Genomic DNA, 14,484 nt, shown 5'->3' with positions numbered 1-14,484 from the left:
CCGGTCAGCGCCGGCGTGGCGGGGCGACCCGGTCGGCGAGCCCGGCCATGGTGACCTCGCCGTCGAGGACACGGACCAGGAGCCAGCCGACCAGGCCGGCCAGGGTGGCGGCCGCGGCGGCGCCCGGCCCGCCCAGCGCCCAGACCGCCACCAGGAGGAACCCGGCGAGGAACCCGAACTGCTGTCGCGTCATGCCCACCTCCGCTCGCACCGGTCGGCTCATGGGCGCGGCGTACCCGTTCCCGCCGTCGCCAAGCCTGTGCGACGTGGCAATGCTGGAGGTGCGGACCGTCAGGGTGCGCTCGCCGCGACCCGGGCCGGCTCCGGAGCGAGGGTCGCCACCGGTACGCCTTCCCGCGCCGCCCACTCCACCGCGTGCCGCACGTCCGCCACCGGCAGCGGCCGCCGGTCGGTCACCGTGACCGCCGCGTGCACCCCGAAGGCGACGAACGGGTACGACCGGGCCAGCCCGCCGACCGCCTCGTGCACCCGGCCCGCCACGTCCAGCGCCCCCTGCTCGTGCAGCGCCGGCAGCATCAGCAGGTACTCGTTGTCGGCGAGGCGGATCGCCCGGTCCACCGGGCGCAGCACGCCGGCCACCGCGGCGACCACCGCCTGCGTCTCCCGGGCGGCGCTGCGCCGGCCGAACCGCTCCGGCGCGCCGGCCGGCTCGTCCACCCGCACCCCGACCAGCGCCACCGGCAGCGTGCCGGAGGCGGTTACGCCGTCCATGCCGGTCCACCGGCGCAGGCCCGGCTCGTCGAGCAGCCCGGCCGGTGTGTCCACCGGCTCCGCCTGCCGGGGCGGGTGCGCGCGCTCGCCCCGGGCGGCCAGCATCCGGATCGCGGCCTCGGCCCGGGACTCGCCCGGCCCGGCCGGGATGTCCCGGACCCGGGCGACCACCTCGTCCAACCGGGACCGGGCCGACTCCGGCAACCGGTCCGCGAGGCGTGCCCGTAGCCGGATCACCTCGTGCAGCGCCTCGTCGCGGCGGAAACCCCAGTGGCCCTCGAAGAGCCGCCCGGCCTCCAGCGAGACCGCCGGAGCCACCTCGCCCCGGTCGTACGCCACCAGCGTGGCCCCGAAGCGCGGGGTCAGCGCCACCACGCTCCACTCCCGGGCCAGCTCCTCCGCCTCGTCCAGCATCACCCCGTACGCCCCGGCGGGCAGCTCGGGCGGCGGCGGACCGACCATCCCCACCACGGTCACCGCCGCGCTTGCCGCGATCCGCTCGTAGACCGCGCGTTCCCCGGCGAAGTAGAGCCGCCGCTGGAAGAGGGCGAACACCACCAGCGGGCCGTCCTCGGCGGTGGCCAGGGCGGCCTGTTCGATGGCATGGGAGACGGCGACGAGGCTGCGCTTGGTCGACCGTTGCGGGGTCCGTCCACTCTGCGGCACCCGACCGAGCCTAGAGGGGTCGTCCGCCCGGCGCACCGGCCGCGCGGACGGCGGCTGTCGTCCGCCCGGCGCAGCGGCCGCGCGGACGGCGGGTCAGCGTCCCGCCGGTGACGGGGAAGCGGACGGTCGGCCGTCCCGCCACTCCCGTCGGGTCAGCGCGTACTCCACCTCGCCGTGCTCGGCTCCCTCGATCGCCTTCGGCCAGTCCTGGTGGAAGGTCCGCACGTACGCCAGTCCGGCCTTCTCCATCACCCGCCGCGACCCGCGGTTGACCGCCATCGTGGTGGCGACGATCCGGGCCACGTCCAGCTCGGCGAAGCCCTTGTCGACCAGTGCGCGGGCTCCCTCGGTGGCGTACCCGGCGCCCCAGGCGGCCCGGCGCAGCCGATAGCCCAGCTCGACCTCCCGGGCGTCGCCGTCCGTGGTCGGCCGGAACTCGAACCAGCCCAGGAACATGCCGTCGTGCCGCCGCTCCGCGGCCCACCAGCCCCAGCCCGGCGGGCGCCGGTACGCCGCCAGCATCCGCGGCAGCACCCGGTCGCGGATCTCGGCCGCCGGGGTGGGGCGGCCCCCGGTGAGGTACCGCATCACGTCCGGGTCGCCGTCCAACGCGGTGAGCAGCGGCGCGTCGGCGGCGGTGAACTCGCGCAGCGTCAGCCGGGCGGTGGTGAGGAAGGTCGACACGTGCTCATCCCAGCGGCGCCGGCCGGACCGGGCAACCGGATTCGGCCGCACCGGCGACGCGCTCACCATGATCGACGTCCTAGACTCGGTCCGGTCGACCGACCGACGGATGGATCTGGCGAAGATGACGAGCACCGGCAGCGAGGACACGCCCTGGCTGCGCCCGATCACGGCCGGGGGTGCGCCGCGGCTGACCCGGGCCGGTCAGGTGGGGTACGCGTCGCGCCGGCTCAGCGAGCTGGTGCACGGGCGACCGCCGGGCATCACCGGACACCAGTGGAGCACCGCCATCCGGGAGGGCTTCGACCAGGTGGTGTGCGCCGCGGACACCGGCCGGCCACTGTTCGCCGTGGACATCGCTCCGCCGCCGCCGGCCGGCTCGCCGGAGCAGCGCGCCGAGCGGATGAAGAGCGCGGTCTGCGCGGCGGTCGGCCTGGCGGTGCTGCGCATCGAGTCGCCGACGTTGCGCGGCGCCCACCACGGCCGCCGGATCGTCGAGTACGTCATCGACGCGCGCGCCTACGCGGACGCCACCGCCGCCGGGGCGGAGGGCGCCGAGCCGGTCGGGTTCCGGGACATCATCGGCCGGCTCCCCGACGGGCGCAGCGGGCACGTCAACGACCTCGGCGCGCTGACCCGGGCCGCCGTCGTGGAGGCGTACGTGGACCGGCGGCTCGCCGATCCCATCGTCCGGGGCCTGCACGCACGCTGGAAGAACGGGCCGGCCGAGGGGTGGAGCTGGGTCGAGGTGCGGCCCGGCCGGTGCCTGGTCGAACGGGTCCAGGTCTTCCCGCAGCGGTTCTCCTGCGGGGTGGACCCGGCGCGGCTCGCCGAGGACCTGTCCGCCCTGGCGGTCGGGGAGCGGGTACGCGGCCTGGAGGCGGGCGAGCCGCCGCTGGTGGACCGGGAGCGGCTCCGCCGCGAGATCCGGCTCCTCGCGTCCCGCCGGGACGAGTTGGCGGGCGGCTTCGCCTTCGAGCACCTCTGCGCCGACTGACCACCCGCGCCGGCAAACCGCGCCGCTCCGTGCGGCGCCACGCCCGTCGCGCATGCCCACGCCGGCCGCCGGCAGGGCGCACGGGTCGACCCCGTCGCGGAGTTTCCCGATCCCGGCTTGAACCTTCGCCGCCGTCGCTCCGTACCTAAGCGCGAATGGACCCAGATCTTCGCAGCCGCGTCGGCAGGCGCGGGAGACGGTGCGGAAAGGGCATCGTCGGTCATCGACGTGCGAGCGGAACGTCGCAGTGATCCTCACCCCGAATTCCGTCGGTCCGCCGGGGTCACGAGTCAGCCACCGGATCGAGAAGGAGAGCAATTCGATGCGCAGGTCCACACGGGCGCGCCGGCCATCCGGGAACGCGCGGAGCAAGCGACTGCTGGCCGTTGTCGGCACGCTCGCGGTCTTCGGCGGAATCGTCGCCGTGACCCAGATCTCGTCGGCCCAGGACCGGCGGACGTACACCCGCGCCGCCTCGGCGTCGTGCGTCGCGCCCAGCCCCGGCGCCACCTCGCCGAGCGGCCAGGGCAGCACGACCCGGACGTGGCAGAACGGCCGCTGGGTGCGCAACCACTGGGGTGACGGGCAGATGTCCGTCGCCGAGTGCCAGGCGGTCAAGGCCGGCAACGGCGGCGCCGCGGCCGGCCCGCCCACCGTGGCCTGCCCGGACGTGAAGGGCAAGCTTCCGCAGGTCCCCGCCCAGGCGCGCAACGAGGTGGACCGCAACCTCGCCCTGTTGGACGCCCAGATCGCCGAGGCCAACCGGCGGCTCGCCGCCGACGCCGGCCGCAACGGCCAGGACACTATCAACAACGCGATCCTGCGGCCGCTGGCCGACAAGCGGAAGGCGACGTTGAACCGGATCGCGACCGCGATCGGGCGGGTGGCGCAGCGACCGCAGGGGCTCGACCAGCTCGCCCAGTGCGCCCTCGCCGACGCCGGTCAGAACGCCGGCGGGAACACCGGCGGTCAGAACGGCGGCGGTCAGAACGGCGGCCAGAACAACAATGGCGGCCAGACCGGCGGCAACAACAATGGCGGCCAGACCGGCGGCAACAACAACGGCGGCCAGACCGGCGGGAACAACAACGGCGGGAACAACAACGGTGGCAACGGGCTGGGCGTCCTCGCCAAGGACTGCACGAACAGCAAGCTCCAGCCGCACGACGGTTTCCAGAACGGGAACCGCTGCGTGAGCACCGCCTTCGGTGAGGTGGGCGCCGCCGCGAACAATCCCTCGCTGCTCATCACGCAATTCCCCAACCAGGTCAACCGGAACGAGCCGTTCACCCTCCGGGTCACCACCAAGAACCTGGTCCGGGACCGCTTCCTCGCGGCCGGCCAGGGCGGTTACTACCTGGAGAGCTCGCTGCTGAACGACCAGGGCCTGGTACGCGGACACTTCCACACCGCCTGCCGGATGCTCAACGACACCCGGCAGCCCCCGAACCCGCAGGACGTGCCGGCGTTCTTCGTGGCCACCGAGGACGGTCGGGGCAGCGACCAGCCGGACGACGTGCAGATCCAGATCCCCGGCCTGCCGCAGTCGGGTCTCGCGCAGTGCGCGGTCTGGGCCGGTGACGGTTCGCACCGCATCCCGATGATGGAGCGGGCCAACCAGACCCCCGCCTTCGACGTGGTGCGGATCGAGGTCAACTGAGACCGGATCGGTCGACGGCCGGAGCCGCCCGGGGGGTGCGCCCCGGGCGGCTCCGTTGCCGTCAGACCAGCGCGGGCGCCGGTCGGACCGGTTCCTCGGCCGGGGCGCGCAGCGCCCCGATGCGCCGGGTGCGGGCCGGCGCGGCGAGCAGGTTGCCGACCGCCACCAGCAGGGCCAGGCCGAACAGGCCCAGCCAGAGCGTGGTGTCGCCGAACCGGTCGGTGACCAGCCCGCCGACGGTCGGGCCGCCGAAGCTGGCGAAGGCGTACCCGAGGGAGTAGACGCCCTGGTAGCGGCCGCGCTGAGCGGTGGGGGAGAGGTCCGCGGTGAGCGCCGAGTTGGCCGGCGTCATCGTCATCTCGCCGAGCGTCCAGACCAGCACGGCGAGTCCGTAGAACCAGACGCTGTCCGCCAGCGCGGTGAGCGCGAAGCCGGTGCCGACCACCACCGCCGCCACCGCGACGGTGCGGGACCGGTCGAAGCGGGCGATCAGCCGCGGCACGAAGAGCTGCCCGACCACGATCATCAGGCCGTTCACCGCGATGACCGGCCCGTACGCCGCCGCGGGCAGCCCGTCGGCCTGCAACGCCACCGGCAGCATCACGTTCGCCTCGATGCAGAGCCAGACCAGCCCGGTGAGCGCGGTGAAGGTCAGGAAGACCGGGTCCCGCAGCACCACGCCGAGCCCACCCCGGTCCGCCCGGGTGAACTGTTCGACGGTGACCGGGGCCGGCCGGGACTCGGGCACCTTGACCGCGATCAGCGTGGCCGTGCCGAGCAGCACGGCGGCGTTGACCAGGAAGAGCAGCAGCGGGTCCACCCGGACCAGCAGACCGGCCACGGTCGCGGCCACCGAGAAACCGATGTTGATCGCCCAGTAGTTGAGCGTCATCGCCCGCAGCCGGTCGCGGTCGCCGACCACGTCGATGATGGTGGCGGTGAAGGCCGGTCGGGCGACGCCGAGGAAGAGCCCGAGCAGCAGGGTCAGCAGCGCGATGCCGACCGGCTGAGTGGTCAGCCCGAGGACGGTCGCGACGCCCGCGGCCGTGACGTTGCCGGCCAGCATCGCCGGCCGCCGCCCCCACCGGTCCGCGATCATCCCGCCGAGCAGCGTGCCGAGCGCGCTGCCGGCGCCGTGCAACCCGATCACCATCCCCGCGTACGACGCGTCGAAGTGCCGTACGGAGACCAGGTAGACGCCGAGGTAGATGGCGACGAAGCTGCCCAGCCGGTTGATCAGCGTGGCGGTCCACAGGTACCAGAACGTGCGCGGCAGCCCACCCGCCGTCTGCCGCCACCAGGTCGCCATGCGCCACCCCCGAGAGTCGTCCGTGTAATGCCTGCTAGCTACGCCGGTCATTACAACCTAGGGGTACGACAGGGTTCCGGTCACGCGTCGATCATGGTGGCGCCGCTCACCCTCGGGCCGTACCGTCGACGGATGTGGACCGAGCGCGTCCTGGCGCGGCTCGTGGGCCAGCTCGACGTGGCCCGGCAGCTGATCGACGGGACGACCGGGGAGTGACCGTCCCGCTCGGGAGCGACCCGCACGGCGGGAAATTGTGAACGGTTGAAAAAGCGGACCGGGGCCACGCCGATTTCTCAGCGTGACCCCGGCGTGCCCGAAGGTGATCCCCGACCGCTCAGCGGTTCTTGTACGCCTCCACCACGGAGACCGGGATGCGGCCCCGCTCGGAAATCTCGTACCCGTTCTTGACGGCCCATTCCCGGATGGCGCGGTTCTGCTCGCGGTCCATTCCCGAGGTGGCCGGGCGCCCCGGCCGGCGGGTGGGGCGGCCAGCCTCGACCGGTCCGCGGCCGATTCGCCGGCCCGCGCTGATGTACGGGTCCAGCGCCTTGCGCAGCACGCCCGCGTTCTCGTCGGAGACGTCGATGGTGTACGCCACGCCGTCCAGGCTGAACTCGACGGTCCGATCGGCCTTTCCGCCGTCGAGGTCGTCGGTCAGAACGGTGATTACTTTCCTTGCCATCGCCATTGCTCCCTGTGTCGGGCGGGGTGTGGCTAAGAGTTTGACGTATGGCGCGGCGAATTCGCAACAATACCGGCCGTTTGCCATTCGGCGGGTCACCTAATCCGGTCGCGGAATCGTGGGGCCGGGCCGGTCGGGGTGGGCGGGGCAGCGACCGCCGGCCGGGCCGGGGGAGTGGCGTGGGTCACAGGTAGGAACAAAGGGAACGCTTTGTTACTTGAGCCTGTCACGCTCAACTCAACCCGATAGCAGGTGTTCGATGGCAACTCTTCCGGTACTTCCACTGACCGACGCCGTCCTGCTGCCCGGCATGGTCATCCCGGTGACCCTCGACCCGACCACCCAGGCCGCGGTCGACGCGGCCCGCGCCACCGGTGACAAGAAGCTCCTCGCCGTGCCCCGCCTCGACGGGGAGTACGGCTCCGTCGGCACGGTCGCCACCATCGAGAAGGTCGGCCGGCTGCCCGACGGGGAACCCGCCGCGGTCGTCCGCGGCCTGTCCCGGGCCCGGATCGGCTCCGGCGTCCCCGGACCCGGCGCCGCCCTCTGGGTCGAGGCGACCGAGCTCGACGAACCCGCCCCGGCCGGCAAGGCCCGGGAACTCGCCCGCGAGTACCGCGCGCTGATGACCTCGGTCCTCCAGCAGCGCGGCGCGTGGCAGGTCATCGACGCCATGGAGCGGATGACCGACCTCTCCGAGCTGGCCGACGCGGCCGGCTACGCGCCCTGGCTCAGCCTGGCGCAGAAGACCGAACTGCTCGCCGCGCCGGACGTCACCGCCCGGCTGGAGCTCCTCGTCGGCTGGGTGAAGGACCACCTCGCCGAGCAGGAGGTCACCGAGCGGATCAACACCGACGTCCGCGAGGGGCTGGAGAAGTCCCAGCGGGAGTTCCTGCTCCGCCAGCAGCTCGCCGCGATCCGCAAGGAACTCGGCGAGGACGAGCCGGACGGCTCCGCCGACTACCGCAGCCGGGTGGAGAGCGCCGACCTGCCGGAGAAGGTCCGCGAGGCGGCGCTGCGGGAGGTCGGCAAGCTGGAGCGGGCCAGCGACGCCTCCCCGGAGGCCGGCTGGATCCGCACCTGGCTCGACACGGTGCTGGAGATGCCGTGGAACACGCGTACCGCGGACAACACCGACCTGGCCGCGGCCCGCGCGGTGCTCGACGCCGACCACGCCGGCCTGGCCGACGTGAAGGACCGCATCCTGGAGTACCTCGCGGTGCGCAACCGGCGGGCCGAGCGCAACCTCGGCGTCGTCGGCGGCCGCGGCTCCGGCGCGGTGCTCGCCCTCGCCGGCCCGCCCGGCGTCGGCAAGACCAGCCTCGGCGAGTCCGTCGCCCGGGCGCTCGGCCGCAACTTCGTCCGGGTCTCCCTCGGCGGGGTCCGCGACGAGGCGGAGATCCGCGGCCACCGGCGCACCTACGTCGGCGCGCTGCCCGGCCGGATCGTCCGCGCCCTGCGCGAGGCCGGCTCGATGAACCCGGTGGTGCTCCTCGACGAGGTGGACAAGCTGGCCGCCGGCTACTCCGGCGACCCGGCCGCCGCCCTGCTCGAGGTGCTCGACCCGGCGCAGAACCACACCTTCCGGGACCACTACCTGGAAGTCGACCTCGACCTGTCCGACGTGCTCTTCCTGGCCACCGCGAACGTGGTGGAGACCATCCCCGGCCCGCTGCTAGACCGGATGGAGCTGGTCACCCTGGACGGCTACACCGAGGACGAGAAGGTGGCCATCGCCCGCGACCACCTGCTGCCCCGGCAGCGGGAACGGGCCGGGCTGACCGCCGACGAGGTCACCGTCGCCGACGAGGCCCTGGCCCGGATCGCGGGGGAGTACACCCGGGAGGCCGGCGTCCGGCAGCTCGAACGCGCCCTGGCGAAGATCCTGCGCAAGGTCGCGGTCGCGCTGGCGTCCGACCCGGCGCCGGTCCGGGTGGACGACGGCAACCTGGCCCGCTACCTGGGCCGGCCGAAGTTCACCCCGGAGTCGGCCGAGCGGACCGCGGTGCCCGGCGTGGCCACCGGCCTGGCGGTCACCGGCGCCGGCGGCGACGTGCTCTTCATCGAGGCCACCAGCATGGAGGGCGAGCCCGGGCTGACCCTGACCGGCCAGCTCGGCGACGTGATGAAGGAGTCCGCGCACATCGCGCTGTCGTACCTGCGCTCCAACGGGCGACGCCTCGGCATCGACCCGAACGCCCTCGCCGGGCGGCGGATCCACGTGCACTTCCCGGCGGGTGCGGTGCCCAAGGACGGGCCGAGCGCCGGCATCACCATGGTGACCGCGCTGGCCTCCCTGGTGACCGGCCGTCCGGTCCGCCCCGAGTTCGGGATGACCGGCGAGGTCACCCTCTCCGGCCGGGTGCTGCCCATCGGCGGGGTGAAGCAGAAGCTGCTCGCCGCCCACCGGGCCGGCCTGACCGAGGTCATCATCCCGGCCCGCAACGAGCCGGACCTCGACGACCTGCCCACCGAGGTCCGCGAGGCGCTGACCATCCACACCCTCGCCGACGTCGCCGACGTGCTCGCCCTGGCGCTGCGCCCGGCCGACGTCGACGCGGAGACCCTCGGCGGCCAGACGCTCAGCGCGGCCTGACCGCCACCCGCCCCGGCGGGACGCACCGAGGCCCCCGGTCGACCGACCGGGGGCCTCGGCATGCGTACGTCAGCGCCGCTCGCGCCGGTCGCCGCCGAAGTCCCGGTCGCGGCGCTCGGGCCGGTCCGCCCCGTCGAAGCGGCGCCCGCCGCCCCCGTCGCCGTCACGATCCCGCCGTACGGTGGCCTTGCGGCCCTTGATGGTGCTGCCGCGCAGCCCGGCGATCACCTCGTCGGCGACCCCGGACGGCACCTCGACCAGCGAGAACCGGTCGGCGATCTCGATCGAGCCGATGTCCCGGCCGCTGAGCTGGGTTTCCCCGGTGATCGCCCCGACCAGGTCCTGCGGCCGGACCCCGGCGCGCCGGCCCAGCCCGATGAAGACCTGCGCGGTGCCACCGGTACGCGGTCGGGCGCCGCCGCCGCGCCGCTCCCCGCCGCGCGCCTCGTACCCGGGCCGGGTCTCCCGCTGCGGCCGGACCGCGACCTGCGGGATCTCCTCCTCGTCGGGGGCGCCGGGCAGCGTCGCCTCGTGGGCCAGCTTCACCGCGGCGAGGGCGACCTCCATCATGTCGAACTCGTCCGACAGCGTCTCCACGATCACCCGGAACGGGTCGAGGTCGTCCTCCAGCAGGCTCTCCCGCAGCGCGGCCTGGGTCAGCTCCAGCCGCCGGGTGCGCAGGTCCGCCACCGTCGGGATCTTGTCGATGGCGATCCGCTGCCCGGTGACCCGCTCGATGGTCTTGAGCATCCGGTGCTCGCGCGGCTCGGCGAGGGTGATCGCCACGCCCTCCCGGCCGGCCCGGCCCACCCGGCCGATCCGGTGCACGTACGACTCCGGCGCCGACGGCACGTCGTAGTTGACCACGTGGGTGAGCTGCTCGATGTCCAGGCCGCGGGCCGCCACGTCGGTGGCCACCAGCAGGTCGGCGGTGCCGGAGCGCAGCCGCCCCATCACCCGGTCCCGCTGCTCCTGGCTCATGCCACCGTGCAGCGCCTCGGCCCGGTAGCCCCGGCCGTTCATCGTCTCGGTGAGCCGGTCCACCTCCTCCCGGCTGCGGCAGAAGACGATCGCCGCGGTGGGGGACTCCACGTCGAGCACCCGGCCCAGCGCCGCCGGCTTGTGCCCGCGGGCCACGATGTACGCGCTCTGCCGCACCCGGGGCGCCTCGCCGGCCACCGGCCGCTCCCGCTCGATCTGGATGCGCTCCGGGTCGGTGAGGTGTTTACGGGCCAGCCCGTCGATCCGGGACGGCAAGGTCGCCGAGAAGAGCACCGTCTGCCGCTGCTCCGGGGCGTGCTCCAGGATCGCCTCGATGTCCTCCGCGAAGCCCATGTCGAGCATCTCGTCCGCTTCGTCCAGCACCACGGTGGCGAGTGAGCTCAGGCGCAGGGTGCCCCGGGCGATGTGGTCCAGCGCCCGGCCGGGGGTGGCCACCACCACGTCCACGCCCATGTCCAGGGCGCGCAGCTGACGGCCGATCGGCTGGCCGCCGTAGATCGGCAGGACCCGGGTGCCGAGGTCCTTGCCGTAGCGGTGGAACGCCTCGGAGACCTGCACCGCCAGCTCCCGAGTGGGCACCAGCACCAGCGACACCGGGTCACCGGCGCTCCGGTCGTCCGGCATCCGCTGCAGCAGCGGGAGGGCGAACGCGGCGGTCTTGCCCGTACCGGTCGCCGCCTGCCCCAGCAGGTCCCGGCCGGCCAGCAGCGGCGGGATCGCTTCCCGCTGGATCGGGGTCGGCTCCTCGTAGCCGAGCGCGGAGAGCGCGCCGAGCAGTTCGGCGCGCAGCCCGAGATCCGCGAAGGCGGTCGCCTCGTCGGCGTCGGCGGCGGGGGTGGGGTCGGTCGGTGTTGGTGCGGAACTCATGGGACAAGCCTTTCATCACGGCCCGCGGCTCGTCGCGCCGACCGGCACAACCGTCACCCGCGCCACCCGGCGGGCGGCCTCAGCTCTCCTCGGGCGGCCTCCGCGCCGGCGAGACCCGGACGGTCCACGAGCTGACGGCCGCCTGATGGCGGTCGACGGCACGGCCAGCATCCGGGGCTGAACCGGCCGACGGGGGCCGTCCGCACGACGGCGGACGGCCCCCGCGCCGCTCAGCGGTGGAACCGCAGGTAGTCGAAGACCGCGGTCACCGGCGGGTTGGCGCCGCCGTGCGCGACCAGGCCGATCCGGGGCGTCGTGTCGGCCGGGAAGGTCCACACCCCGCCCCAGGTCCAGTGCACGCCGTCCCGGCTGGAGGCGGCCCGGAACTCGTGCTCCCCGGTGGCCGGGTCGACGTGGTGGGCCAGCCGCAGCCAGGTGGTGGTGGCCGGGGTGCCGACGATGTTCCCGCCGTACACCGGCCGGCCGGCGAAGGGCAGCTCATAGCCGTACTCGACCTGCCGGGTGTTCCAGATCGCCACCTGGCTCAGCCGGGCGAACCGGTCGTCGTCCACGTACGCCACCAGGCCGGCCTGCTGGTAGTTGCGGACCGTCTCCTCGCCGAGGTCGAGGGTCACCTTCGTCTCCGCCACGTAGTCCCCGCTGGGCGCGTCGCGCAGCAGCACGCCCGCGGTGTTGCCGGTGCCGACCAGGTCGGTCAGCTCCACCGGCCAGCGCAGCGCGCCACCGCTGACCGTGGCGTCCGGGTTCTGCCGGACCCACCGCCAGGCCGGGTCGAGCCCGTCGTCGAACTCGTCGGACCAGTCCGACAGCAGTGGGCCGACGCCTGGCGGCGCCACCGCGTGCCGCGCCGGCCGGTACAGCGGGGCGACGCTCACGTTGTCGAACTCGCCGGTCCCGCCGTCGGCCAGCAGGGTGAGCGGTCCGGCGACCGGGCGGGTCAGGCGCAGCGTGGCCACGGCGAGCTGGTCGCCCAGGCGGGCCGGGCTCAGCTCGGCGACGAGCTGCCGGTCGCGGACCTCGACGGCCAGGTTGTGCCGGTCGGCGGGGTCGAATCCGGCGGGCAGCGGGACGCTCGCGCTCCCCTCGTCGGCCTCGCGGGCGGTCAGGCGCCCGGCCTCGACCCGGACGTCCACCCGGCCGAACCGCAGCCCGGCGGCGTCCGCACCGGTCAGCCGCAGGTCGGCCTCCACCCGCACGTCCCCGTCGAGATCGGTACGACTCGTCAGCGCGCCGGTCCCGGTGAGCCGCCCGTCGGCCACCTGCCAGGTGTCGTCGCCGGCTCGCCAGCGGGTGAGCGCGGGGGAGTCGAAGCGTTCGTCGAGCCGGGCGGTGGTGACGGGCGCCGGCCGGGGCTCCTCCGACGGGCCGGCGCCGGCGTTCACGGTGGGCCAGCCGTCGATCCAGTCGAGCCGGTCCAGCAGCATCGGCCGCTCGTTGATCCCGAACGGCTCGTCCAGGTACGGGTCGGCGCGGTCGATCGCGTGGTAGGCGATCCAGTCCTGCCCCGACAGATCGGTGAGGAAGCCGTTGTGGCCGGTGCCGATCCAGCGGTTTCCGTTCTGGGTGAGCACCGGGGTGCCGCCGGCCCGGGAGGCGTCCAGCCGCAGCCCGTCCCGGTCGACGAACGGCCCGCGCGGGCCGCGCGCCCGTCCGACCTGGACGGAGTACCCGGTGGCCGGGCCGGCGCAGCAGTTCGCGGTGGAGGCGAAGAGGTAGTACCAGCCGTCGTGGCGCAGCACGTAGCCGCCCTCGAACTTGTTGTCGACGGCGACCAGGCTCGGGGTGCCGACCGTGCGCAGCCCGTCGGCGGTGAGCTCGGTGACCGAGATGCCGCCGTAGTAGCTGCCGAAGTAGAGGTAGTTGCGGCCGTCGACGTCGGTGAACTGGCTCGGGTCGATGGTCCACAGGTAGCCGCCACCGCCGCCGGGGCGCGGGGCGACCACCGGCGCGTCGGCGAAGGTCCACGGGCCGGTCGGGGTGGGCGCGGTGGCCGCCCCGATGGCGGTGTCGAAGGTGTCGGCGGAGACGGTGGTGTCGGTGACCGTCACGTACATCACCCAGTGGTCGCCGATGCGGCGCACGTCGGGCGCCCAGAACGCCGCGCCGGGGGCGGCCCAGGACGGGCGCTGGTCGGGGGCGAACGCGTCGCCGACGTACGTCCAGTCGACCAGGTCGGCGGAGCGGGCGGTGGGCACCCGATGGGCCTGCTTCTCGCCCTCCCGGAGCGGGTCGGAGGTGCCGTAGGCGTACCAGAGGCCGTCGTCGCCGCGGACCACGACCGGGTCGGCGAAGGTGTCGGCGAATCCGGCGGAGACCGGGTTGCGGTAGCGGTCGGGGCCGGAACCGGCGACGGCCGGCGCGGACGCCGTCGTCGCCAGCACCAGGCCGAGTACGGCGGCGAGCACGCCGCCACGGTGGAGATGTCCCATCAGACCTGCCTCGGGTCGGTGTCGACAGAGGTCACTGCGGTGCCACGTTTCTACAACGTTGGATACAACGATGTAAAGGGCACCGGCATCCTTCGGTGGGCACCGAACCGTCCCCGTGCCAGCATGGGGGTATGACCACCACCAGCACCGACGGCGGTTCCCTGGCCGGCCTCGCCGCGCTGCTCGCCGACCGCACCCGGGCCAGCTTCTGCCTGGCCCTGCTCGACGGGCGGGCCTGGACGGCAGGGGAGCTGGCCCGCGCCGCGGGGGTGGCCGCGTCCACCGCCAGCGACCACCTCACCCGGCTGGTCCGCGGCGGGCTGCTGGTGGAGGAGCGGCAGGGTCGGCACCGGTATGTCCGCCTGGCCGGCCCGTCGGTGGCCCAGCTCATCGAGGACCTCGCCGGGCACGCCCCCGCCCCAGCCGCGCCACCCCGCACCCTGCGCGCCGCGTCGGCCGCGCCGCCCTCGCCTACGCCCGGACCTGCTACGACCACCTGGCCGGGCGGCTCGGCGTCCGGCTGTACGACGCGCTGCTCGCCCGGAACCTGCTGGACCGCTCGGGCGGCCTCGCCCTCACCCCCGCCGGCCTCGACTGGCTGGCCGGGATCGGGGTACCGGTCGAGCCGCTGCGAGCCGCCGGCGGCCGTTGGTACGCGACTGTCTCGACTGGACCGAGCGCCGCCCCCACCTGGCCGGCGCGCTCGGGGCGGCGCTCTGCCACCGCTTCCTCGACCTCGGCTGGACCGTACGCGGCACCGGCCTCGCGGTGCGGCTCACCCCGGCCGGCGCGCCCGCTCTCGCCGCGCTCGATCTCGACCCCGCCGACCTGGCGCCCGC

The 14,484-nt window shown here is 74.4% G+C and carries 11 protein-coding genes and 1 pseudogene; 5 read left to right on the top strand and 7 right to left on the bottom strand.

Annotation, left to right across the window (positions count from 1 at the left end; translation table 11 throughout):
• Positions 1–4: 4 nt before the first annotated feature.
• The 3 genes from JNW87_RS22640 to JNW87_RS22630 form a co-directional block, all read right to left on the bottom strand.
• A complete protein-coding gene (locus JNW87_RS22640; RefSeq protein WP_109804890.1) occupies positions 5–193 on the bottom strand; it encodes a hypothetical protein in 189 nt (62 codons plus the stop codon).
• 98 nt (positions 194–291) lie between these two features.
• Positions 292–1,398: a DICT sensory domain-containing protein gene (locus JNW87_RS22635; RefSeq protein WP_109804891.1), complete on the bottom strand. Its 1,107-nt coding sequence runs from the start codon at positions 1,396–1,398 to the stop codon at positions 292–294.
• 93 nt (positions 1,399–1,491) lie between these two features.
• Positions 1,492–2,082 (bottom strand): GNAT family N-acetyltransferase, encoded by a 591-nt coding sequence (locus tag JNW87_RS22630; protein WP_109804892.1) that lies wholly within the window; start codon positions 2,080–2,082, stop codon positions 1,492–1,494.
• 109 nt (positions 2,083–2,191) lie between these two features.
• Here JNW87_RS22630 and JNW87_RS22625 point away from each other — a divergent pair, with 109 nt between their 5' ends.
• The gene (locus tag JNW87_RS22625; RefSeq protein ID WP_238454364.1) at positions 2,192–3,079 is read left to right on the top strand and encodes a hypothetical protein; all 888 of its coding nucleotides are present in this window, start codon (positions 2,192–2,194) and stop codon (positions 3,077–3,079) included.
• A 322-nt stretch (positions 3,080–3,401) separates the two neighbouring features.
• Positions 3,402–4,739, top strand: coding sequence for a hypothetical protein (locus tag JNW87_RS22620; protein WP_201749939.1), 1,338 nt, complete (start codon positions 3,402–3,404; stop codon positions 4,737–4,739).
• Between the two features lie 61 nt (positions 4,740–4,800).
• Here the strand turns inward: JNW87_RS22620 and JNW87_RS22615 are convergent, their stop codons facing one another.
• Positions 4,801–6,048, bottom strand: coding sequence for an MFS transporter (locus JNW87_RS22615; protein ID WP_236648452.1), 1,248 nt, complete (start codon positions 6,046–6,048; stop codon positions 4,801–4,803).
• Positions 6,049–6,141: 93 nt separating this feature from the next.
• On the opposite strand from JNW87_RS22615, the gene JNW87_RS39710 reads away from it, so the two are divergent.
• Positions 6,142–6,264: a hypothetical protein gene (locus JNW87_RS39710; protein ID WP_255420242.1), complete on the top strand. Its 123-nt coding sequence runs from the start codon at positions 6,142–6,144 to the stop codon at positions 6,262–6,264.
• Positions 6,265–6,382: 118 nt separating this feature from the next.
• Here the strand turns inward: JNW87_RS39710 and JNW87_RS22610 are convergent, their stop codons facing one another.
• A complete protein-coding gene (locus JNW87_RS22610; RefSeq protein ID WP_109804895.1) occupies positions 6,383–6,730 on the bottom strand; it encodes an Lsr2 family protein in 348 nt (115 codons plus the stop codon).
• Positions 6,731–6,989: 259 nt separating this feature from the next.
• Here JNW87_RS22610 and lon point away from each other — a divergent pair, with 259 nt between their 5' ends.
• Entirely contained in the window at positions 6,990–9,326 is a 2,337-nt protein-coding gene (gene lon, locus JNW87_RS22605) for an endopeptidase La (protein WP_109804934.1), read from the top strand.
• Positions 9,327–9,395: 69 nt separating this feature from the next.
• On the opposite strand, the gene JNW87_RS22600 is transcribed toward lon, so the two are convergent.
• Complete coding sequence (locus JNW87_RS22600; RefSeq protein WP_109804935.1) at positions 9,396–11,195, bottom strand: DEAD/DEAH box helicase; 1,800 nt, start codon at positions 11,193–11,195, stop codon at positions 9,396–9,398.
• A 230-nt stretch (positions 11,196–11,425) separates the two neighbouring features.
• A complete protein-coding gene (locus tag JNW87_RS22595) occupies positions 11,426–13,645 on the bottom strand; it encodes a family 43 glycosylhydrolase (protein WP_109804936.1) in 2,220 nt (739 codons plus the stop codon).
• A 131-nt stretch (positions 13,646–13,776) separates the two neighbouring features.
• Here JNW87_RS22595 and JNW87_RS22590 point away from each other — a divergent pair.
• A pseudogene (locus tag JNW87_RS22590) lies at positions 13,777–14,484 on the top strand (ArsR/SmtB family transcription factor); the annotation flags it as partial.

Source organism: Micromonospora sp. ATA51 (assembly GCF_016802855.1).
Taxonomy (GTDB): Bacteria; Actinomycetota; Actinomycetes; order Mycobacteriales; family Micromonosporaceae; genus Micromonospora; species Micromonospora sicca.
Note: the sequence above shows the minus strand (reverse complement) of the source record. Positions and strands in the feature narration are given on the sequence as shown.

Coding starts and splice junctions, on each gene's coding strand:
- JNW87_RS22640 (WP_109804890.1), bottom strand. CDS start 193: ATGACGCGACAGCAGTTCGGGTTCCTCGCCGGGTTCCTCCTGGTGGCG.
- JNW87_RS22625 (WP_238454364.1), top strand. CDS start 2,192: ATGGATCTGGCGAAGATGACGAGCACCGGCAGCGAGGACACGCCCTGG.
- JNW87_RS22620 (WP_201749939.1), top strand. CDS start 3,402: ATGCGCAGGTCCACACGGGCGCGCCGGCCATCCGGGAACGCGCGGAGC.
- JNW87_RS22615 (WP_236648452.1), bottom strand. CDS start 6,048: ATGGCGACCTGGTGGCGGCAGACGGCGGGTGGGCTGCCGCGCACGTTC.
- JNW87_RS39710 (WP_255420242.1), top strand. CDS start 6,142: ATGGTGGCGCCGCTCACCCTCGGGCCGTACCGTCGACGGATGTGGACC.
- JNW87_RS22610 (WP_109804895.1), bottom strand. CDS start 6,730: ATGGCAAGGAAAGTAATCACCGTTCTGACCGACGACCTCGACGGCGGA.
- lon (WP_109804934.1), top strand. CDS start 6,990: ATGGCAACTCTTCCGGTACTTCCACTGACCGACGCCGTCCTGCTGCCC.
- JNW87_RS22600 (WP_109804935.1), bottom strand. CDS start 11,195: ATGAGTTCCGCACCAACACCGACCGACCCCACCCCCGCCGCCGACGCC.
- JNW87_RS22595 (WP_109804936.1), bottom strand. CDS start 13,645: ATGGGACATCTCCACCGTGGCGGCGTGCTCGCCGCCGTACTCGGCCTG.